Annotated in this window: 17 protein-coding genes; 11 read left to right on the top strand and 6 right to left on the bottom strand. The window is 65.0% G+C overall.

Going from position 1 to position 22,447, the window contains the following annotated elements:
- Positions 1–231: 231 nt before the first annotated feature.
- The 5 genes from cysQ to DOM66_RS18220 form a co-directional block, all read right to left on the bottom strand.
- A complete protein-coding gene (gene cysQ / locus DOM66_RS18200; protein ID WP_342588216.1) occupies positions 232–1,140 on the bottom strand; it encodes a 3'(2'),5'-bisphosphate nucleotidase CysQ in 909 nt (302 codons plus the stop codon).
- 23 nt (positions 1,141–1,163) lie between these two features.
- Positions 1,164–2,543, bottom strand: coding sequence for a lipopolysaccharide biosynthesis protein (locus DOM66_RS18205; RefSeq protein WP_157959099.1), 1,380 nt, complete (start codon positions 2,541–2,543; stop codon positions 1,164–1,166).
- A gap of 94 nt (positions 2,544–2,637) precedes the next feature.
- Complete coding sequence (locus DOM66_RS18210; RefSeq protein WP_110691117.1) at positions 2,638–4,875, bottom strand: polysaccharide biosynthesis tyrosine autokinase; 2,238 nt, start codon at positions 4,873–4,875, stop codon at positions 2,638–2,640.
- Positions 4,876–4,894: 19 nt separating this feature from the next.
- Complete coding sequence (locus tag DOM66_RS18215) at positions 4,895–5,332, bottom strand: low molecular weight protein-tyrosine-phosphatase (RefSeq protein WP_110691118.1); 438 nt, start codon at positions 5,330–5,332, stop codon at positions 4,895–4,897.
- A gap of 3 nt (positions 5,333–5,335) precedes the next feature.
- On the bottom strand, positions 5,336–6,499 hold the full coding sequence (locus tag DOM66_RS18220) for a polysaccharide export protein (protein ID WP_110691119.1): 1,164 nt from the start codon (positions 6,497–6,499) through the stop codon (positions 5,336–5,338).
- 1,108 nt (positions 6,500–7,607) lie between these two features.
- On the opposite strand from DOM66_RS18220, the gene DOM66_RS18225 reads away from it, so the two are divergent.
- From DOM66_RS18225 to DOM66_RS18260, 8 genes are all read left to right on the top strand, one after another.
- On the top strand, positions 7,608–7,847 hold the full coding sequence (locus DOM66_RS18225; RefSeq protein ID WP_110676381.1) for a hypothetical protein: 240 nt from the start codon (positions 7,608–7,610) through the stop codon (positions 7,845–7,847).
- A 53-nt stretch (positions 7,848–7,900) separates the two neighbouring features.
- A complete protein-coding gene (locus DOM66_RS18230) occupies positions 7,901–8,518 on the top strand; it encodes a YjbF family lipoprotein (RefSeq protein WP_157959100.1) in 618 nt (205 codons plus the stop codon).
- A gap of 59 nt (positions 8,519–8,577) precedes the next feature.
- On the top strand, positions 8,578–9,384 hold the full coding sequence (locus DOM66_RS18235) for a capsule biosynthesis GfcC family protein (RefSeq protein ID WP_157959101.1): 807 nt from the start codon (positions 8,578–8,580) through the stop codon (positions 9,382–9,384).
- Positions 9,385–9,397: 13 nt separating this feature from the next.
- A complete protein-coding gene (locus DOM66_RS18240) occupies positions 9,398–11,539 on the top strand; it encodes a YjbH domain-containing protein (RefSeq protein WP_245392484.1) in 2,142 nt (713 codons plus the stop codon).
- 163 nt (positions 11,540–11,702) lie between these two features.
- Positions 11,703–13,169, top strand: coding sequence for an AlkA N-terminal domain-containing protein (locus tag DOM66_RS18245; protein ID WP_245392485.1), 1,467 nt, complete (start codon positions 11,703–11,705; stop codon positions 13,167–13,169).
- Positions 13,166–13,690, top strand: coding sequence for a methylated-DNA--[protein]-cysteine S-methyltransferase (locus DOM66_RS18250; protein WP_110691124.1), 525 nt, complete (start codon positions 13,166–13,168; stop codon positions 13,688–13,690). The genes DOM66_RS18245 and DOM66_RS18250 overlap by 4 nt, the downstream gene beginning before the upstream one ends.
- 204 nt (positions 13,691–13,894) lie before the next feature.
- Entirely contained in the window at positions 13,895–15,577 is a 1,683-nt protein-coding gene (locus DOM66_RS18255) for a methyl-accepting chemotaxis protein (RefSeq protein WP_110691125.1), read from the top strand.
- 299 nt (positions 15,578–15,876) lie between these two features.
- Positions 15,877–17,040, top strand: coding sequence for an EAL domain-containing response regulator (locus DOM66_RS18260; RefSeq protein ID WP_188115218.1), 1,164 nt, complete (start codon positions 15,877–15,879; stop codon positions 17,038–17,040).
- Here DOM66_RS18260 and DOM66_RS18265 read toward each other — a convergent pair.
- Positions 17,024–19,294 (bottom strand): ATP-binding protein, encoded by a 2,271-nt coding sequence (locus DOM66_RS18265; protein WP_110691127.1) that lies wholly within the window; start codon positions 19,292–19,294, stop codon positions 17,024–17,026. The two genes, DOM66_RS18260 and DOM66_RS18265, sit on opposite strands and share 17 nt — an antisense overlap.
- Positions 19,295–19,630: 336 nt before the next feature.
- On the opposite strand from DOM66_RS18265, the gene DOM66_RS18270 reads away from it, so the two are divergent.
- The 3 genes from DOM66_RS18270 to DOM66_RS18280 all read left to right on the top strand — a co-directional run bounded on the left by DOM66_RS18270 (position 19,631) and on the right by DOM66_RS18280 (position 22,379).
- Positions 19,631–20,335, top strand: coding sequence for a response regulator transcription factor (locus DOM66_RS18270; RefSeq protein WP_232825246.1), 705 nt, complete (start codon positions 19,631–19,633; stop codon positions 20,333–20,335).
- 108 nt (positions 20,336–20,443) lie between these two features.
- Complete coding sequence (locus tag DOM66_RS18275) at positions 20,444–20,905, top strand: DUF2946 domain-containing protein (RefSeq protein ID WP_157958859.1); 462 nt, start codon at positions 20,444–20,446, stop codon at positions 20,903–20,905.
- Between the two features lie 85 nt (positions 20,906–20,990).
- Complete coding sequence (locus DOM66_RS18280; protein WP_245392486.1) at positions 20,991–22,379, top strand: PepSY-associated TM helix domain-containing protein; 1,389 nt, start codon at positions 20,991–20,993, stop codon at positions 22,377–22,379.
- The last annotated feature ends 68 nt before the right edge of the window (positions 22,380–22,447 follow it).

Raw genomic sequence — 22,447 nt, forward strand, 5'->3', positions numbered from 1 at the left:
CTCGCGGATGATGTGCATCGACTCCGCCTCGAGCTGCTTGAGGTGGGTTTGACGTTCCGGAGAGATTTCCAGCATGAGGGGTTCCGTACGGTTTGATGTCCCTATCCGCGCGTGCCGGCACTCGCGCTGCGGCAAGTGGTGGCACGCGCCACGGTCAGTGCGCGCTTTCCTGGCGCACGGCAATAACGTCTTCTTTGCGATGGATGGTGCCGCCAGGCATGGCAGCGTGCCTTACAGGGCACGGCGCAGCGCGCTTTCCCAGCGCGCATCACGCTGCGCGCAGACAATGAAAGCAGGGTTCACGTAGCTGTCACCTTGGGTACAGCGCAGCGGCGCCAGCGTCTCGGCTTCTAGCACCTCGCCCCCCGCCGCCAGCACCACCGCCTGGGCCGCCGCGGTGTCCCACTCGCAGGTCGGTGCCAGACGCGGGTAAAGATCGGCACGCCCCTCCGCCACCAGGCACAGCTTGAGCGAGCTGCCTAGGCTGGCGCGGCGATGCGCCGGCAGCCCCGCGCAGAAGGCCTCGACCGCCTCCGTGGCGTGGGAACGGCTGCCCACCACGATCCAGGCCTCAGCCGCGGGGTCGGGCAGAACGCGCACGCCGATCCGCTCGACCACCCCCGCTCCAACCTGTTTGAAAGCGCCGTGCGCGCTGCCCCACCAGGTGGTCGGGCCGGCCGGCAGCGCCGGGGCGTGAACGATGCCGAACACCGGCACCCCCGCCTCGATCAGGGCCACGTTGAGGGTGAACTCACCGTTGTGCTTGAGAAACTCCTTGGTGCCATCGAGCGGGTCGATCAGCCAATAGCGCGACCAGCTGCGGCGGGTCTCGAGCGTGGCTGTGGCGGCCTCTTCCGAGACCACAGGGTAACCCGGGGTATGCTGCGCGAGCGCCTGCACCAGGGCATCGTGGGCGGCCAGATCGGCCGCCGTCAGCGGCGAGTCGTCGGCCTTCCAGATCACCTGGGCATCACCTCGATAGATCGCCATGACCCGGTCGCCGGCCTCGTGCACCGCCTGCAGCAGCGCCGCCACCGGCAGACGCATTGCCGCATCTGCCCAGTGCGCGGTGTCAGCCCCGGCAGACGACGTCGCAGAGGTTTCCGTCGTCCTGCCCGTCCCGTGGGAGTGATGGCTCATGTTCGTGCGACTCCTGGTCTTGCTCACGGCGGGGTGTGGTGCCGGCGGCGCGGCGCACCAGCGGTCACCGCACACCCGGGGAGCGTCAGCGGCAACATGACGATGCCCATGTCGCGCCAGACGAAGAGTGCCGCGACCACGTTCTGCAGCGAGAGCACCAGGGCCAGCGACAGCGCCGCCCCCAGCGCGCCGAACAGCGGAATCAGGACCAAAAAGGCGATCAGCCCCAGGGTGGCGCAGATCAGCGAGATGTTGCGCATCAGCCGCTCGCGGCCGGTCATGGTCAGCAGGAAAGCCACCGAACCGGTCGCGACATTGACCAGATGACCGATGGCGATGATCCGCAGCAGCGGCGCCGCGGCGCCGAACTCGGGCCCGAACCAGCCCAGCACCCAGGCCGGGAAGAGCAGACAGAGCAGCGCCAGCGGCAGCGCCATGCCCGTGGCCACCCGGGTACTCTGACGCGCCAGCCGCGCCAGCGCAGGGTGGTCACCCTGGTGGTAGAGCCGCGAGAAGCGCGGCGGGAAGACCGCGTTGATCACCAGCAGGATGAAGCTGATGATCATGCCCACCCGCTCCGCCGACTTGAACAGCCCCAGGTCGACGTGACTCAGCAGCGCACCGGCGATGAACATTCCCAGTACCTGCTGCAGGAACATCGACAGGTTGAGCATGATGAAGCTCTGGGCGGTGGCGAAGAAGGTGCCCTTGTTGGCCAGCGTGGCCATGTCCGGTGCCCCACGGATCACCGCCGCGTGTCGGCGCAACCAGCGCAGGGTATGCAGCGCGCCCTGGGCGAAGACCAGCCAGGCGGCAGCGCAGAAGGCCCAGCTGGCCAGTACCAGCGAACGGCTGTCGCCGAGCAGCGCCAGCGCGAGAATGGCGATGGCCGCCCACAGCGAGATGGCGCCATTCTCCTGCAGGCTGGCACGCGCCGGCATGCTGGCCCCCTTAAGGAACCCGGCGAGCACGAACGAGAGCGTGAAGGCCGGCGTGGCCACGGCGATCGCCGGCAGCATCTCGCCCAGCGTGGGCGCGGCGAAGACACCGGCGATCGGCGCACGCAGCAGCCAGATCGCCAGCGCGAAGAGCACACTCAGCGCGAGTGCCCGCATCAGCGCCCAGCCTAGATAGCAGCGCACGTTGGGGCTGTCGCTGTCCTGGCTGACATAGCGCATCAGCGAGCCGTTGAGGCCGTAACAGGCGATGATGCCGGCGCCGAAGATCAGGCTCTGCGCCAGTGCGAACAGCCCCACCCCCTGGGCGCCATAGAGCCGGCCCAGCACCACCCCGAGCATGACCGTGCCCAGGGCAGCCACGCCGCGTGCAGCGAAAGTGCGGCAGAGGTTGACCACGAGTTCACCGCGCAGCCGGCTGCGGATCGCCGCGAACGCTGGCGTCATGGGTGCATCCTCGCGGCCCTTGGCGGCGTGGCGCAGCTCCTGTGTCGGGCGCTGGCTGCGTCGATGGTGATGGGTTTCATGGCGGCTCGCGGGATCACTGGTAGTTGTAGTGGTAGTAGCCGTAGCCATAGGCGGTTGCCGCCTTGCGCTCGACCGCGTTGAGGATGGCGCCGCGCGGTTCGACCCCGGCCGTGCGCAGGCGACCGATCGCCAGCTCCAGCTCCTTGACCGGATTACGCTCGAAGCGCACCAGCATCAGCGAGGTGCCGACCTGCTTGCCGATGATCGCAGCGTCAGTGACCGCCAGAATCGGCGGCGAATCGACGATCACCAGGTCGAAACGCTCACTGACGGTGGCGAGGAAGGCGCTGAAGCGCGGCCCCATCAGCAGCTCCGAGGGGTTGGGCGGCGCCGTGCCCCGGGCCACGTAAGCCAGCCCTTCGCACTCGCCGACCCCGCGGATCACCTCGTCCAGCGTCAGTCGGCCACCCAGCACGTCACTCAGTCCCGACTCAGAGGTCGCGCCGAAGACGTTGTGCACCTGCCCCTTGCGCATATCGGCATCGACCACCAGCACGCGCTGACCGGCCTGGGCGCAGACCGCCGCCAGGTTGACGCTGACGAAGCTCTTGCCCACGCCGGGGCTGGGGCCGGTGATCATCAAGCGATTGTCGTTCGCTTCGAGCATCGCGAAGTGCAGGCTGGTGCGCAAGCCGCGCAGCGCCTCGACCGACACGTCGGCGGGATTGCGCAGCGACAGCAGCCCCTGCGGATGGCGCGGGTCGCGCCGGGAGCCACGGCGATCACGTCGCTCGCGGCGGTTGAGCTTGCGCTGCTCGTCCGACAACGGCACCGTCGCATAGACCGCCAGCCCGGTCTCCTCGATCTGCTCCTGGGTCTCGATACCGCGATGGAAGAGCGCGCGCAGGAACACTCCCGCGACGCCGACGATCAGACCGACGATCACCGCCACCGCCAGCAGCAGCGGCTTGTTGGGTGCCACCGGGGTCGCCTGGACCTGGGCCGAATCGAGCACGCGGACATTACCCACGGTGCTGGCCTCGGCGATGCGCGTCTCCTGCACCTTGTTGAGCAGCTGCACGTAGATCTCGTTGTTGACCTCGGCATCGCGCTTGAGACGCAGGATCTCCTGCTGGGTCTTGGGCATCCCCTTGATCTGCTGATCGAGATTCGCCCGCTCACGCTGGAGCTGAGCCTTCTTCTCCAACAACGCCTGGTAGGTGGGATGGCTCTTGGTGAAGCGCTGGGCGATCTCGGCCTCGTTCATCTCCAGCTCGTTGAGCTGGGCCTCCAGATTGACCAGACGATCGAGCACCGACTTGGTCTCCAGCGACAGGTCGACGCTGTCCTGGGATTCGCGATAGCGATTGAGCTTCTCCTCCGCGCGGTCGACCTGGGCGCGGATCTTGGGCACCTGGCCGTCGAGGAATTCGAGGCTCTTGCGCGCCTCCTCGGACTGGCGCTGAACGTTCTGCGAATAGTAGATATCGGCGATGGTGTTGAGGGTCTTTTCGGTCTCCTGCGGATCGGTGCCGGTGAGGCTCCAGCTCAGAATGCCGGTCTCGCTGCCCGCCTCGGCTACTGCCAGGCGCCCGCGCAGCGCATTGATGGCCGCGAGGCGCGAGCCGTGGCGCAGCTCGAAGGTGGCACCGGCGGCAGCGTCGATCGAGGTCACCCGCAGTGCCACCCCGCCGTGGGCGAAGTTGCTCAGTTCACCCAGCTTGCCTTCGCCCAGGTCGTTGCCGTCGGCATCGAACAGGCGATAGCGATAGCTGTTGAGCACCCGCAGTCGGAACGGCTGCCCCTCGTAGGCCTGGGACACCGGCATCTCGCTGACGGCGATCGACTCGCCACTGAAGGCATAGCGCCAGCCGGCAGCAAAACCGGGCCGCGAGACACCCTGGCGCTCGAGCAGACTGCCGATCACCGGCAGCGTCACCGGGGCTACGGAGATGTCGAGATTGAGCAGGTCGACCGCGCGCCCCAGCACCATGCGCGACTGGATGATCTCGATCTCCGACAGTGTCGGCGGCTCCTGGCCCAGCAGCGTCGAGACCTCCTTGAGCGGATTGTTGCCGGGTGACGCGCTCTCGATCTGTACCAGGGCATCGGCGCGATAGATCGGGGTCGCCACGCTGACATAGATCAGACCCAGCAGGGCGAAGGCGACGACACTCGCCAAGACCCACCTCTTGTGATCGACCAGAATCCCGAAGAGGCGCCGGATATCGATCTCTTCGTGGCTGCGCGGCGCGCTCGCCGATGGCGTCGAGGCTTGATTTCCCGACTGCGGGTTCGAGGCGTGAGTCATCGTGGGTCCTTGCATCCTTTCATCGTTCCGGCATCTTGCCGATCCAGCCATCGGCAGCGCTCACCATCAGGCCATGGACGTGCGCGAAGGCGCTCTCGCTCTTGTGATAGGGATCCGGGATCTCGGGCTCGGCGAGCCAGCGCCCGAACAGCAGGGTCTTGCCCGTGACCGCCGGATCGCGCTCGGCAATCGCCCGGCGCTGCCCCTCGCTCATCACCAGAACCAGCTCGGCGTCCTTGAGCATGTCGCCATCGAGCTGGCGTGCAGCGTGGACATCGAGGGTCAGACCGTCGCGCTCGGCAAACCGCCGAGCACGTGGGTCGACGTCCTGGCCGACCAGCGCGCCCAGCCCCGCGGACTCGATCCGGCGACCGGGGAAGCGCTGGCGCAGCAGCGCCGCCGCCACCGGGCTGCGGCAGACGTTGCCGATGCAGACCACCAGAATGCGCTGGAACATGGTTCAGTTACCGTCCCTGAGTTCGTCGAAATCACGCGTGGCACGGGTCACCTGATAGACCGAAGTGATGGTCGGGGTGAGCTGGTTGATCACCCGGTTCCAGCGGCTCAGCGGCGCGGCGGTGACATAGACGATATCGGTGGGCTGGAGCATGAACTGGGTGCCCAGCACCAGCGCGGTGGCGTTGCGCGCATCGAGCTGATAGACGGTCGCCAGCTTGCCGCTGGCGGCGGGTGCCTGACGAATCACGAAGATCCCCTTGGCATCGGCCTCCGCCTCGTTCATGCCGCCGGCCTGGGAGAGTGCATCGGTTAGTGACAGCCGCGAGTTGCCCATCGGCAGCGAGACCGGATCGACCACTTCTCCCATCACGAACACCTTCTGGTTGCCCAGATCGGGGACGTGCACCACGTCGCCATCGCGCAGGCGGCGGTTGGCGCTGAGGTCGCCGTCCTGGAGCATGGCATGAACATCGATATGCTCGATCTCATCGCCGCGGGTGAGCACCACGTCATGCCAGTTGGCACTCTCGCGCATGCCGCCAGCCAGGTTGATGGCGTCGAGCAGCGTCAACGGCACGTTGGTGACCGGCATGACCCCGGGCTTGTCGACTTCGCCGGTGACATAGACCTTCTGGGAGTTGAAGCCGGCCACCTTGACGTCGACCTGGGGCGCAGCGATATACGCCGTCAGCCGCCGCTGCAGCTCGTCACGTACTGCATCCACGGTGCGTCCGGCCACCTTCATTCGACCCACATAGGGGTAGAAGATGGTGCCGTCGCTGCCGACGGTACTGCCGGATTCAGTGCTGGGGCGCTCGCCGCCCGCGGGAATGGTCAGTTCGGGATGGTCATAGACCGTCACCGAGAGCACGTCACCCACCCCGACGCGATACTGATAGGGCGAAGCAGACGCCCCCTCCCCGGCGCCTTCGACCGCGCGACTCAGCGCCGTCGGATCGGGCTTCCCGGCACTCCCCGCGCTGGCTTGCTGAGTACGAACCAGCCCCAGCGTGATCGGCTCGACATCGACCAGATCGTCGATGGGCGCCGAGTCAGTCTCATAGCCGATATGGCCACCGGGGGCGAAGGCGCAGCCACTGAGACCGGTAACCAGCAGCAGTGCGGCGAGACCGGCAAGGCCTCGTCCAACGCCGGCCGTTCTCATCAGAGACCTGCCTCGCGCCGGCCCGACCGTTTCCGGCCCCACCCTTTGACTCTTGCGTCTCATCCCGCTCGCCTCTGCCATTCGCGCCATCCCTGTCGCTCAACGCCGCTTGCCTGCGGCAGCATTTTCCTTGCCCCTGAATCCCTATCTTGCTGACGCCGCTTGCATGGCATCAGTGCATTGACTCAATACGTCAAAAGAGAGACAGACCCGACAAAATTAAATTTAAACACGCTACCGCCCCGAGGTTGTCATGGCATTCCCCGAAGCCCTTCATGAAGCTCTTGATTTAGTGAATCGCCCTGATTGAGAGCAATTTAAGCCGAGCCATCCTTCGCGGTAACTCGCCTTCATTCAAGCAATGCCAAAGTCGTGCCAACTTCATAAAAAGACACCTTCTGGAAACATGAGAATTACGCAACCATGGGCGAGACCGCATGACCTCGGTGAAAAATCATTTTCTTGCGTATTTGATGTCCACATTCGCGTTAGCCGGCTGTAACGAAATGGCGACAGGTTATCTGTGGCAAGCACCCAACAGGTGCGGTATCCGACTCCCCGAGCGGGCCTGAGCGTGACCTCAAGCGCCGCTAGATACCTTTGCAAAAACTCTATTAAAGCCAATTTTCAATGGCTTGCAGATCTCTCGAAACCACACCAGGCGGCTTGGTCTTTGGTCTTACTCCCCCACAGAGCGAGGCGTGATAATGTCGCAACACTGCCCGCCAATAGGCCCTTTCTGGTGCACACCTGCCAGCGACAGCCCCCCTGTCGCCAATCACTGACAACTCCATTTAGGTTTTTACAAAACCCGTTAAAACGTTGCCAAACGACACGCAACACTCCCCCTCGACATCGCCGTACCACCGCCCACGGTCACCGTTTCGTAACAATAACTCTCGATTCTCTTCTCAATACTGAGACAAGCACCTGGCTAAAATGACCTTCACTCTCGTGCCATCACGACTTGCACTCTTATTGATAGCCATGATTTGACAACTTCCGATTGCTCCGCCGCATAATATTGGCAAGAATGTCATCGGTCTTCGGGCCACGGGCGGGGCGTTAATCGCACTCGTTTATCTTTCCACTCAGATAGGAGCTACCTATGAAGAAGCGAGCCATCTTGGCAGTCGCCTTCATGGCGGTCTCTTCGTTCGCTGCAGCCCAGGAAGTCGCTACGGGCAGCGCAGCCGGCGTAGGTACCGCCGCCAGCGCGTCGACGGCCTCGGCCGTGGGCGCCAGCACCACCGCCTCGTCGGTGGGCGCACTGGCTGCCGCTGGCGGAAGCGATGGAAGTGGTGGTACCGGTACCACCGGCACCACCGGTACGACCGGCACACGTTGATGCGCGTATTGGCTCAGCATTGCCGGGAAGGCCGCCCTCGGGCGGTCTTCTTCATGGGTCTCGCACTGGCGCTGTCGGGTTGCACCATCGGCAGCCAGCGCTCTCCCAGTGACGTCGTCGCCAGCCTGCGGGGGCCCAATGTGGCGACCCAGGCCGCAGCCCTGCCCTACGCCTCGCTGGCACTGGAAGTGGACGGCCACGGCGGACTGCTGGTACTGGCCAGCCAGCGCGGCGCGACGACCTACTGGCAGTTTCGCGACGGCGCCACACTGGCCCTCGAGGATGGCTATCCGGTGAACAGTGCCGGGCTGCGCAACGAGCTGTTGGGCACCCGTATCCTCAGCGCCGAGGGGACGCCGCCGCCCTATCCGTGGCGTCAGCCGGGCAGCGAGACGCACTACCGGATCGAGCGCCAGTGGCAGGATGCCGAGGGCGCTCTGCACCAGGACAGCGCCCGGGCACAACTCAGCTGCGCAGCACCGACGTCGGTCGACCTGCCGCTGACCCGGCGCCGGCTGGCGCGCTGTCAGGAAACGCTGCACTGGGCCGGCGGCGCCACCACCGAGGCGACGCTATGGCGCGATCCCGAGGATCGCCGGCTATGGGCCTACGCCGGCCAGCCGTGGCCGGGCGCACCGACACTGACGTGGCAGATCGCCCGTCCCTGGTGACTGTCATGCCGAAGGATCGGCACGCAGCGCCGTTACACCGTCAGGGAAACGACCAGAACATGCGATCTCCCCTTACCTTCGCGCTGGGCCTGCTGGCGCTGGGCGCACTCGCGTTCGATGCCGCGGCCGCGCCGCTGGCGGACGAGGCCTCCTTCACCATCGAGATCCAGGGCCGCACGGCCCCGGCCACGACGCTGCTGGAGGCGTGGTCGGCGCTGTCGCGCCAGGCCCGGGTGAACTGGCCCTTCGCCTATGTCGGTGCCGAGCGCGCCGACGCCTCGGCGCACCAAGTGCAGAGGCGCCTGCTCGCCGAACTCGACGGGCTCGCCATGCAGGCCCGGCTACAGCGACAGCCTGCCCTGGCCAGCGGGCTCGACGCGTGGTCGCGGGCACTCGACGGACGGACGCTTGCACGTATTCCGGGACGGGTCGACCCCAGCTGGCTGATGGCGCATCCGCGCCAGATGCCGGCACTGGCCGATCTCGATCGCCTCGGCTGGTGCGAGACGCCGAATTGGGTCGAGGTGTGGACTCCACAGGGGGTGACGAGACTCGACTGGCACCCCGGGATGACCACCGAGACGCTGCTGGAGGCACTGCCCGAGGCCGCCCGTGCACAGAGCGAACGCCTGGCTTTGATCGATCCGCGTGGCGGGATACGCCGTCTCGGCATGGCAGCGTGGAACCGTGAATCGACCACGCTGGTGCCGGGTAGCCGGGTGGTGTTGCAACTTCCTATGAATGAGGTGAGCGCGCGCTGGGTCGATGCCAGCCTGCCCGACTTCCTGGCCACGCGCCTGCCCGGCGATACCTGCCACACCTTCACGCCCGACGCTGCTTCAGGCTCTACCACCGCCACCGACTGACGACGCCCCAAGCATGATGCTTCCGACCTCCCGCCGTTCCCGCGCGTTGCGCCGCGCAACCCCCGCCATGGGGCTCTCGCTGCCCTTGCTGCTGGGTGCCGCGCCCCATGCCGCTGCCGAGCTCGGCGCGTCCCAGAGCGATTTCGGGGGTGTCGGCCTGATGCAGACACCCAGCGCGCGCATGGCGCCCCTGGGCGAGATCTCGCTGCACTACAACCATGTCTCGCCCTATTCGCGCTATCAGGTCAGCGTGCAGCCGATGGATTGGCTCGAGGCGGGCTTCCGCTACACGTCGATCGGCAACCGTGACTACCGCGCTTCCGGCGACGCCGAACGGGACTATCTCGACAAGGGCATCGACTTCAAGCTCAGGCTCCATCGAGAAGATCGCTACACCCCGGCGCTGGCACTGGGCTTTCGCGACTTCGGCGGTACCGGGCTGTTCGGCAGCGAATATCTGGTGGCGAGCAAGCGCTGGAACGATCTCGACTTCACGCTGGGGCTCGGCTGGGGCTATCTGGGCGCCGGCGGCGGGCTAGGCAATCCGCTCTCGGCACTCTCGGGGCGCTTCGACTCGCGCCGCAGCGAGAACCCGGAAGAGGCCGGCGACTTCGAGTTCGGCGATCTGTTCAGCGGCGATATCGGCGTTTTCGGCGGGATCGAGTACCAGACCCCGTGGGAACCGCTGACACTGCAGCTCGAATACGACGGCAACGACTATCGTTCGGAGCCCCTCGACAACCCGCAGCGCCAGCGCTCGCCGCTCAACCTGGGCGCGCGCTGGCGCCTCGGCGAGCACCTCTCGCTGGCGGCGGGATGGGAGCGCGGCGATACCGCCATGCTCAGCCTTACCCTGAGCGCCAATCTGGCCGGCGCGAGCCAGGCCAAGACCGGCGATCCGCGGCCGCTGGCGGTGAACCCACCACCCGCGCGCACCACCGACGACTGGCAGGCGGTCAGCCACGATCTCCAGGCCAACGCCGGGATGCGGGTCCGCCGCATCACCCGGCGCAACGACGAGCTGGTGGTCGAGGCGGAAGCCACGCGCTACCGCTCGCTGATGGCCAGCGAGGGGCGCGCCAACCGCATTCTCAACAACCGCACCGCCGACGACATCGACACCTACCGCTACCGCTGGCAGAGCGCCGGCATGGGCCTGCGCGACGACGTCCACGATCGCCACGCCTTCCGCCGCGCCGCCGCCTCGGCGGCCTATGACCAGCAGTATCACTACGGACTCTACGCCACCACCCTGACCCAACCCCGCGACAGCGCGCCCAAGGGCGAGCTGCTCTATGCCGATGATCTCGAGCGCTTCGACTGGCGGCTGTCACCGGGCCTCAATCAGAACATCGGCGGTCCGGACGGCTTTCTCTACCAGCTCTATGCCAAGCTCGATGCCAACTATCGCACCGACGCCAACGGCTGGTTCAGCGGCCAGCTGGCGCTCAACCTGTTCGACAACCTGGAGCGCTACGACTACATCGCCGACTCCAAGCTGCCGCGGGTGCGCACCCATATCGGCGACTATCTCGACCAGACCAGTCTCGGCATCTACAACCTGCAGTACACCCGTACCGCGCGCCTTGGCGATAACTGGTACGGCATGGCCTACGCCGGACTGCTGGAGATGATGTATGCCGGCGGCGGCGGCGAGGTGCTCTATCGCCCCTTCGACAGCCCGATCGCCTTCGGCGTCGATCTCAACTGGGTCAAGCAGCGCGACTTCGATCAGCGCTTCGGACTGCGCGACTACTCCACCTGGACCGGGCACGCCACCGCCTATATCGAGACCGGGGTCGAGGACGTTCTTGCCCAGGTGAGCGTGGGGCGCTATCTGGCCGGCGACCTGGGGGTCACCTTCGATCTCTCGCGCCAGTTCGACTCCGGCGTGCGCGTGGGCGCCTGGTCCACCTTCACCGATGCCGGCGACGCCTATGGCGAGGGCAGCTTCGACAAGGGCTTCTACGTCTCGATTCCCTTCGATGCCTTCTTCGATACCTCGAGCCGCAGCGCCACTACCCTTGCCTGGCAGCCGCTGACCCGTGACGGCGGCGCGCGCCTGGCGCGGAGATACACTCTCTACGGACTGACCCAGGATCGCGAGATGGGGCACTACTGGGAGGACTACGATCAGGTGTGGGATGCCCCCTAGGCTTGGTGCGCAAACGACCAGCGCTCGAGAATACGGCGGTAAACATTGGCCCCAAATGCCCATGCTGGTGCCAACGGGGAGCCACTAGCGTGCCGAATCCGGCGAGTTCGCCCGACCTCAGGCGCTACACTGGGGTCACTACCGGACTGCCGGACTCGTCTCGATGCACGACGCTTCTCAACTCAGCATGCCTAAATCCAGCGCGCCTGAACTCGACGCCCCCAGGCCCAACGCACCTGGGCTCGACGCCCCGTTCTCGCTCACCCCCGAGCAGTGCCGTCGGGCGCGCCTGGCCCGGGATGCACGCTTCGACGGTCGTTTCTTCATCGGGGTCGTCACCACCGGTATCTACTGCCGCCCGATCTGTCCGGTGACACCTCCCCACGAGGAGAACGTGCGCTACTTCGGCTCGGCAATCGCCGCCGCGGCCGCGGGTTTCCGACCCTGTCTGCGCTGCCGCCCGGATAGCGCCCCCCACTCGCCCCCCTGGCGCGGCACCCACACCACCTTGAGCCGGGCGCTGGCACTGATCGATGCCGGCAGCTTGCAGCACGGCAGTGTGGCCGCACTGTGCCAGCGCCTGGGTATCGGTGAGCGCTATCTACGCCAGCTGTTCCAGCGTCACCTGGGGGTATCGCCCAAGACCTACGCGCTCTATCGCCAGTGCCTGTTTGCCAAGCAGCTGCTTCACGACACCGCGCTGCCGATCACCGATATCGCCTATGCCAGCGGCTTTACCAGCCTGCGCCGCTTCAACGACGCCTTCCAGCGCCAGCTACACCTCACTCCCAGCACGCTGCGCCGCCGGCGCGCGGACCCGCAGGCGCCGCTGACATTGACGCTCACCTATCGTCCGCCCTACCACTGGGCGCGCCTGCGCCACTTCCATGCGCTGCATCGGCTTGCCGGGCTCGAGTGGATCGATGACGACAGTTTCGGACGCACCTTCCGCCTGGGCGAGGTCACCGGCCATTTCACCGCGCGCCATCTGCCAGAACGCCACGCCTTCAGCGTCAGTCTGGCGCTGAGCGATCTCTCCGTCCTCGACACCGTGGTCCGCTGCCTGCGTCGGCTGCTCGATCTGGATGCCGACACCCAGACGATCGAAGGCCATCTCGCCGCGGCGCTGCCGGGGCTCGCACTGACCCCCGGCCTGCGGTTGCCCGGGGTCTGGGACCTGTTCGAAGCGGGGGTGCGTGCGGTACTCGGTCAGCAGATCTCGATCGCCGCCGCCGTCCGGCTGCAGCAGCAGCTGGTCGATCAGCTGGGCGAGCAGGATCCCGCCGGGCGCCGCCGTTTTCCCACGCCGGCGGCGATCGCCGCCAGCGATCTGGCCTTCCTCAAGCTGCCGGGGGCGCGGCGAGAGACGCTGAGGCGCTTCGCCACCGCCTATCGGGATGGCGAGCTCGGTGATGACCCCGCGAGCTGGCAGCGACTCAAGGGCATCGGCCCCTGGACCGCCAAGGTCGCAGCCTTCCGTGGCCTCAGCGATCCCGACATCTGGCTCGACGGCGATGTCGGCCTGCGCCGAGCGCTGGCGCATCAGCCACAGCCACAGCCGCTCGACCCCGCCTGCGCCGCGCCCTGGCGCAGCTACCTCACTCTGCAACTGTGGGACACCGTGATATGAACACACCGCTTTCGTTCGTCGCCCCTCGCCCGCTCGACCATCAACTCGGAGCGTGTCAGCACTACACCCCACCCACCGGCGTGCCGTTGGGCGAGATCGAGATCCGTGCCAGCGAGGCCGGCCTGACCTGGGTCGGCTTCGTCACCAATGCCAGCGATAACGCCCGACCGAGTGCCCTGACCCGCCACTGTGCGCAGCAGCTCGATGCTTACTTCGCGGGGGAGCTTACCCATTTCGATCTCCCACTCGCCCCCGCAGGCACCGATTTCCAGCGTCAGGTATGGCAAGCGCTGACCAGGATCGGCTTCGGCGAGACCCGTTCCTATGCCGAACAGGCCCAGGCCATCGGCCGCCCCAGCGCGACCCGTGCAGTGGGCGCCGCCAACGGCCGCAACCCACTGGCGATCGTGGTGCCGTGTCACCGGGTGATCGGCGCCAATGGCCGCCTCACCGGCTACGCCGGCGGGCTCGAGCGCAAACGCTGGTTGCTGGCCCATGAGGGGCATGCCATCGCGAACTAGAGACGAGATATCCACGCACGGCGCGCCCCGAACGCGAAAATGGCAACCGGCAAAATTTCCGGCAGAAAGCGCCTGATGGCATGCCTCAAATGGGGCCCGAAGAGCCAATTTGTCAACAAGTGTAAACAATCGGGAACGCTAGTCGACTAACGATGGAAACGGGCCTTACATTCCTCCTTACCAGCCACGCAGGGGGCCCATGCCATGTTAGAAAAACTACACCAGATTCGCGTGAAATATACGCTGGCCTTCTTGATGGTGCCCATAGCACTACTCATCTTGAGCGCAGCGGACTATCGTCTCATCGATGCGCTGAAATCGCGTCTCATGGAGTTCAGCGATACCTTCAACGAAGCGACGAACACAGTACTCAATGCCGATAGAGACATCTATCAGGCCAGGGCTGCGGAGTTGGACTATCTCTTGACCACGCCCGAGTCGCCTCGCGCAGCAGAGCTGGAGGCATCGTATCAGGAGAACGTGCAACAGGTTCAGGATAGGATGCTCGCCTTCCAGAAGCTGATGCACGACTATCCCGATATCGTCCAAGGTACCCAGGACTTCGCCCAGCGATACGCGGCCTGGGCATCAGCGTCCTCGGAGACACTGAGACTACACAAACTTGGTGACTCGGAAGCGGCTAGTCATCAGGCGGACAACGCCTCCATCGTTGCCCTGAATGATATGCGAGACATTCTGGACATCGCAGGAAATTCCACACTCGAGAGAGTTCACATCGTCGAGGATGAGGTTCTGGGATGGGCCAACACCCAGGGTATCTTCGTACTGATATTCAGTCTGCTCGTTCTGGTGGGCGCCGTCTCACTGGCCTTCGCGGGGCCGGTACTGATGTCCAAGGCTCTGCGCAAGATAACGGCGCGGGTTCGCGAGATTTCCGAAGGCGATGGAGACCTCACCGCGCGTATTGCCAGTGAAAGAAAGGATGAAATAGGCGATCTCGCCAACCGTGTCGACGACTTCATTGCCCGTATCGACGGTGTCCTTCAGGAGGTCCGGAGCAGCACGGAATCGGTCAATGTCGCCGCCAATGAGATTGCCAATGGCAGCACCAATCTGTCTGCCAAGACCGAGCAGGCAGCCTCCAACCTGCAACAGACGTCGGCCTCGATGGAGCAGATCTCAGCCACGGTCAAGAATACGGCGGACTCCTCGCAACAGGCCATCGTTCTGACACAGGAAACCCTGGAGGATGCCGAGGCCGGCCAGCAAACCATGCAGGCGGTCATCGCCACGATGAATGACATTCGCCAATCTTCGGTTCAGATCAGCGATATCGTCAGCCTGATCGACAGTATCGCATTCCAGACCAATATCCTGGCGCTGAATGCCTCGGTAGAGGCGGCCCGCGCCGGCGAACATGGGCGCGGTTTCGCGGTGGTCGCCCAGGAAGTGAGAACCCTCGCCAGCCGCTCCAGTGCCGCCTCTACCGAGATCCGAGAGCTGATCGACACCTCGGTATCCCACACTCAGAGTGGTGCAGGCCTGGTGGACGAGGCAGGTGAAGCGATGAAGAAGATCATGATCAGCGTCCAGCGGGTCAACGACGTCATCGCTGAAATCAGTGCCGGGACCAAAGAGCAGAGCGTGGGTATCAGTCAGGTCAATACGGCAGTCTCCGATCTCGATAGCATGACCCAGCACAATGCCTCGATGGTGGAACAGTCGCGTGCGGCCGCGTCGGAAATGCGCGATCAGGTCGCGCTGCTGAACGATCTGCTCGGGAGCTTCAAGCTGAGTGCCACGGCCGCTGATACCGCCACACCCGCTCCGCGACTCCCCACAGCGCCGGAAAACACCTCGGGGCGGGTCTCGCAGCAGAAGTCAGGAAACCCTGCCAAAGCCGAAGAGGAGTGGGCCTCCTTCTAATATATGATATCGCAACGGGCAGACATCCCTTAGGCTTTATCTGAAAGCCGACAAACGAAGGCCAGACCGGGACGCATCGCCAAGGCAGAAATCGGCGAAAGCGCGGACCGGGCTGGCGCATCCGCTCAGGCGATATCAATGAGCAGGTGACTTGCTCCGCTCGTCCTCCGGGCCATCTTTCTGACAATCTGAACGAGGTCCAGCGAGCCGATTTTCAATGCCGTATGGGCAAGCAGCGTACCTGTCAGACATGGCCTGGCTGGCAATGCTTACCAAAGTGCTTCCAGGAGGATCCTGCCATGAGTCGACTCGCTCTGATCGTCGATGACGACCCAGACATTCGCGACCTCTGCGAGCACCTGCTGCTTCAACGAGGCTACGGCGTGGACACCGCCGAGGGCCTCGAAGAACTGGCGAGATCGCCCCACAGATTACAGGTGGATTTGATATTACTGGATTTTTCGCTGGGGGAATTTACCGGGTTCGATATTCTGGAGTATCTCTTCGACCTGAAGATCGATGCCAGTATTCTCGTTCTCAGCGAGTGCAGCCATGACGTCGCGGATCGCATCATTCGCTACGGCAACCAGCGTGGTCTCGGCATGCTCGGCTTTCTGCACAAGTCGAAGCTCATCGAGGATCTGGCGCGTTGGCTGATACCGGCCAACAGCAAACCCAATGCCCCCACCGCGGAGGATCTGACCCGCGGGCTGACCCAGAATGAGCTGTTCCTGGTCTTCCAACCGAAGTTCGACCTCAACCTCAATCGTGTGGTCGGCGCCGAAGCGCTACTACGCTGGCAGGAGCCGAGTCGTGGTGTCATCTCACCCGATGTCATCATTCCCCTGGCCGAACGGCACGAGATGATGGTCGAGCTGACCTGGCAGGTGCTCACCCTCGCCTGCCGCCAGCTGCAGCGATGGCGACAACTGGAATGGAACCTCAGCCTTTCGGTCAATGTGCCCGCGGCGTGGATAAGGTCAGCCGGCCTGTTCGAGGCTTTCGATAGTTTGATCGGTCGCTACGACATCTCCTCCCACGACCTCATTCTGGAAGTCACGGAGTCCACCACGCTGGGGTGCCTGGGGTATGCCAAGCATATCCTCACCGGGCTGCGCCAGCGCGGCTGTCGCTTGTCACTGGACGACTTCGGCATCGGCTACTCGTCCATGATGCAACTGCACCGACTCACGTTCGACGAGCTGAAAGTCGACCGCAGCTTTATCTCCCGCATCGAACAGGACCAGCGCGCCGAGGCGATCGCGCTCTCCATCCTCGACCTGGGCCATCGGCTCGAGATGGTTGTGGTCGCGGAAGGTATCGAAACCCCCGAACAGCACGCGCTGCTCAAGGCCGCCGGCTACGATCTGGGACAGGGATTCTGGCTGGCCCGCCCACTCCCCGAGGCGCATTTCGACCACTGGTACCGGCATCTCGTCCCGCCAGTCACGCCTGGCGTGTAGCGACCTCGAGCTCGGGGAGCGAGATATCCATGCAGGCGAGCAAGGCTTCCCGCGAAGGTGCCCCGCTGTCAATCAAGGTGAGCAGGACGGCGGGCAGCCTCTCGCTGTTCTGCTGCTCTGCCAGACTTTCGCAGTGTGCCGCCAGGGTAGAAAGTTGCCGGAAACCCAGCGCCGCCGCGGCCCCTTTCAAGGCGTGCGCTTCTTGCTGCACGGTCGCGAAATTCTGCGCCTCGGCCGCACGGCGAAGGCCATCGAACCGGGTCGGCAGGCGCTGGAAGAACTGTCGGTAGAGCGACTCCACCGCCGCCTTCGGCAACGATGCCGACAGCTCTTTCAGGTTCGACTGACAGATATAGGTCGGCGTTGCGTCCACCGACGACGTCCGCTGCCCATTGGCACAAGGTGAGTTCGTCGGCATCTCACCGGCTCTGCCGTTATGGTGACGCGACAGATACTTGGCGAGCTCTCGCTGCAGACTGGCGCGGGTGAAGGGCTTGGTGATCACCCCCTGCATCCCGCTGTCGAAACAGCGCTGATGGTCTTCGGGCATGACGTTGGCAGTCATCGCCACGATCGGCAGACGCCCCCCCTGCTCACAGGCGCGCCAGCGCCGCGTAGTCTCCACACCGTCGAGCACGGGCATCTGCATGTCCATCAGCACCAGATCGAATGACTCATGCTGTGTATTCAACAACGACAGAGCCTTGCTGCCGTTTTCGGCCAGCGTCACCCGCAGGCCCAGGGACTCCATCAACCCCTTGGCCACCTGCTGATTGATCGGATTATCCTCGACCACCAGAACATGGCAGAACTGCAGTGCCATCGGCATCAGATCCGCCGGCATGAGATCGGAGGTCTCGGCGCTGTCGGCAGGCGCCTCCACCAGCGGCAGGCGGAACCAGAAACGACTTCCCTCGCCCTCTCGGCTCTCGAAAGCGATCTCCCCCTGCATCGCCTTGATCAAGCGCTTGCAGATCGCAAGCCCCAGACCGGTGCCTTCGTGCCGCCGGGTGATCGAGCTGTCCACCTGAGAAAATGGCGCGAAAAGTCGATCACACTTCTTGGCCGGAATACCGCAGCCAGTGTCACTCACGTCGAACCGCAGCCAGGCTTCCTCATCCCTACTCACGTAAAGCGTGACCCGGCCTGACAGCGTGAACTTGAAGGCGTTGTCGAGCAGGTTCATCACCACTTGACGAATACGTGTCATATCTCCCAGCACCTGCCTGGGCAACTCGGAAGAGAGTGTCGCCTCGAACGCCACGTCACTATTGCCGAGACGATAGATGTCACAGATCTGAGACACGAACGCTTCGAGCTCGAAGGCACTGCGGTCCAGGACCAGCGTGCCCGCCTCCAGTTTCGAATAGTCGAGGATATCGTTGATGATCACCTGCAAGCCGGCGGCACTCTGCTTCAAGGCGGATAGATAGCGCTCCCCCTGGCATGACCCGACTTCGCGCTCCAGCAGATCCGCCATGCCGACGATCCCGTTGAGCGGCGTGCGTATCTCATGACTCATCATGGCCATGAACTCCGACTTGACGAGACTGGCGGACTCCGCACGCTCGAGCGCACCGTTCAACGCCTCGCGCTGACTCTCGAGCTCCCGCAGCTGACGCTTGCACGCGCTCGCCTCACGCAGGAGTGCGCGGATCAGTACGGCAGCGGCGAGGACCGTCATGGCCAACTGGAACATCACCAAGGCGTAGAGCTGTGACAGTTGACGGTGCTCGCGATGATGCAGCGCTTCGGCCTGAATGTGGGCGCGCGTCATCAGGCGCTCCGACGCTGCAAGGAGGGGGGTAATCTCGCGGCGAAGTTCGGAGACCGACGCCAGACGGCGATCCAGCGGTAGCGACGAGAGCGAAGTCAGCGCCGCACTCAGCCGATCCACTGCCTGGCCGAGCGATTCGTCTGGGCGGCCAGCGCTTCCCAGGGCGTCGCTCTGCTCACCTGCCACCTGTCGAGACAGGCTCACGACCTGGCGCGATAGGCCCTCGACGTCTCGCCGCAAGGCACGCCAATCGGTCTGTGAAGCAAGGGTTTCGATCTGCAGCGCAATCCGGTGACTCTCTTTATTCAACTGATGGCTAGCCCATATCAGCTCATCGGGCGACTGTTCTCCGACGACATGCTGTCGCACCAAGGTGATGCCGCCAGTGGTGAGCGTACTGATGAGAAAGAGGAGCGTGACCACAGTCACACCGGGGAATCGCCGGAACAGAGGTAAAACGTCTTTTAAGCTTGGCATCAACGAGTCCTGCAGTAGAACCAGCCAACTTCGGCACCCGGTGAACGAAGCCCAGGGCCATGGCGATATAGACGACACCTTTCCGGGACGACGAGGATCGAACCGGCGCCGATGCGTCACAGCCTCTTACCTATCGGGCAGCGTATGGTCCTCTCAGGCTGCGTGCCGACACGCTTGTCGCAAGAATCTTGGCTACACGACACTTTTATCGGCATATTGCCGATAAAAATTTAAACCGTCGTGACGGAGCGATCTCCAATTCCGGCTGGGAACTTGTATGTCGCTGAGGCAGACTGGATCGAGAACGGTAATGATCATTCAACGACAGGTTGTCGCATGACCTCATCGATACATATCGGCGTGCTGGAAGACGATCCCGATCAGCAGGCATTCATCACCATCTGCCTGGAAGGCGCCGGTCATCATGTGCACACCTATGCGCGCGCCAGCGAGTTCCAGCGTGCGCTGAAGACACAGCGCTTCGACCTCATCATCCTCGACTGGTATCTCCCCGACGCCAGCGGCATGGATATCCTGAGCCACCTGCGCACCCACGATGGCTGGCGGGGGCCGATCCTGTTCATCACGGCCAACCAGGCGGAGGCATCGGTGGTCAAGGCGCTGGAGCTGGGTGCCGACGACTTTCTGGGCAAGCCGCTGCGGCCGCTGGAGCTGGTGGCCCGGGTCAATGCCCTGGCCCGTCGCCTGGATCAGCATCAGGAGCGCGAGCGTTGCCGCCTGGGACCCTACGCCCTGGATGCGGATCAGCGCCAGGTGCTGCTATCCGATAGTCCGGTGACATTGACCGAACGGGAATACCGTTTGATCAGCCTCTTTTTCGCCCATAGTGGAGAACTGCTGTCGAGGGCGCATCTACTCGAGGTCGTATGGGGGCAGAATGGCAGTCTCTCCACACGCACTCTGGACACCCACGTCAGCCGCCTGCGACGCAAACTCGAGCTGGATGGCCGCCATGGCGTTCGCCTGCAGAGTATCTATCAGCATGGCTACCGCCTCGAGTGTCAGGTGGCGGCGTCCTGACGAGCCATCGCCTGCGACATAGTTACACACCCCCGGCACCGACGATTGGCGCCACCGCCCGTAACCGCTAGAGTCGCGGGTCGACCGACGATGCGACGGACTCCGGCCATGACCCGCCTGTGGCACCACTGCTACCGACCTCTGACCTGGCTGGCGCTGTTCGCCATGCTGATGTCGTTCGTCGGTCCTTTGGTGAGCCAGTCCCAGCGTCTGATGGAGATGCCCGCGCACGGCGGCATGCCGAGTGCCGCGCTGCAAGCGCCAAGCCATCACGCCGATTCGATGCCCGGCGCCCCGGGCGTGGTCGATGCCGCCCAGACCCAGGCCGGCGCCAAGAGTGAGCGCGGCACACCACGCTTCAGTGCCAGCGATCACTGGCACCTGGCGGCCTGCGGCTATTGCGAGCTGTTCCTGCACGCCCCGGGGATCGCCACGCCCGCGGTGATACCGCCGCCCATCGTGCAACCCGCGGCCCCCAGCGTGGCAGCGCCCACGCCGCTGGAAACGCCGCCCGACCCGCACGCACGCTTTTCGCCCCGCGCACCACCTGGCGCCTTCGTCTTGAGCTGACTTCCCAGCGCCCGCCGCCTCAACGCGTCGGGCCCTGTCGGCACGCCCATGCGGCGCTGCCGACGTCGCCAATTCGGAGATCGCCATGTCGACCCCCATGGCGGCGGCCGAGCGCCGCCGCACTCGCCAACTGCTGCTCGCGATGATCACGCGACTGCACTTCTACGTCGGTCTCTTCGTGGGACCCTTCCTGCTGATCGCAGCGCTCTCGGGGATCGCCTACGCGCTGACCTCACAGCTCGAGCAGTGGGTCTACCATGACGCCCTGACCACCCAGAGCGAGGGCAAGGCACAGCCGCTGGCCCGCCAGATCGCCGCCGCCCAGGCCGCCGCGGGGATCAGCACAGCCCCCGCCGCCGTGCGCCCGGCACCGGCGGCTGGCCAAACCACGCGCGTGATGTTCACTGATCCCGGGGTGGGCGAATTTCAGCACCGCGCGCTGTTCATCGACCCGGTGACGCTGGCGGTACGCGGCGATCTGCCGGTCTACGGCACCAGCGGCGTGCTGCCGCTACGCACCACCATCGACCAGCTCCACCGCAGCCTGCTGCTGGGCGAGCCCGGGCGCCTCTACAGCGAGCTCGCTGCCTCCTGGCTGTGGCTGCTGGCGCTGGGCGGCGTGGTGCTGTGGTGGCAGCGCCGCGGTGCCCGGCGCGCCCCGGCGGCCAGCCCGCAGCGTCGGCGCCAACGTCACGCCAGCTTGGGCATCGTGGCCGCGCTGGGGCTGGTGTTCTTCTCCGCCACCGGCCTGACCTGGTCGAAATGGGCCGGCGGCAATATCGCCGAACTGCGTCATGCCTGGGGCTGGGGCACGCCGAGTGTTTCCACCTCGCTCAAGGGACACGAGGCAGCGGCCGCCGATCCCCACGCCGAGCATCATCACGGCGCGGGAGGCATGGACATGGGCGCACAGGTCACCGACGCCGACTTCGATCGCGCACTGGCGGCGGCCCGCCACGCCGGCCTGCTGGCGGGCAAGATCGAGCTGCAGCCGCCCTCGGCACCGGACCGCGCCTGGAAGGTGCGCGAGATCGGCCGCGAGTGGCCCACCGAGGTCGACCAGGTGGCGCTGGATCCGCACAGTTTTGCGGTACTCGATCGCACCGACTTCACTACCTTTCCGCTGGCGGCCAAGCTCACCCGCTGGGGCATCGACCTGCACATGGGCGTGCTCTTCGGGCTGCCCAATCAGCTGGTACTGGTAGCGGTGGCCGGCAGCCTGGCAACCCTGATCTGCTGGGGCTATCGGATGTGGTGGCAGCGGCGTCCGACCAGCGGCACGCGCGCCGCACCGCAGACCCTGAGCGCGCTGTTCGTGCAGCTGGGCTGGGGGCCACGCCTGGGCGTGTTGCTGGTGGCACTGGCCCTGGGCCTGGCCCTGCCGGTGATGGGCGCAAGCCTTCTGCTGTTCGTGGCGATCGACTGGCTGCGCTGGCGTCTGTCGAGCCCCGCGAGCGTCGCGCGCACCGCCTGATAGCGATCGCGAGCGCACCGCCCAATGGTGCGCTCGCAGCCTTCAGGTCTGGTGTGCCGGGGGCCGAA

The sequence above is a fragment of the Salinicola endophyticus genome (assembly GCF_003206575.1).
Taxonomy (GTDB): Bacteria; Pseudomonadota; Gammaproteobacteria; order Pseudomonadales; family Halomonadaceae; genus Salinicola; species Salinicola endophyticus.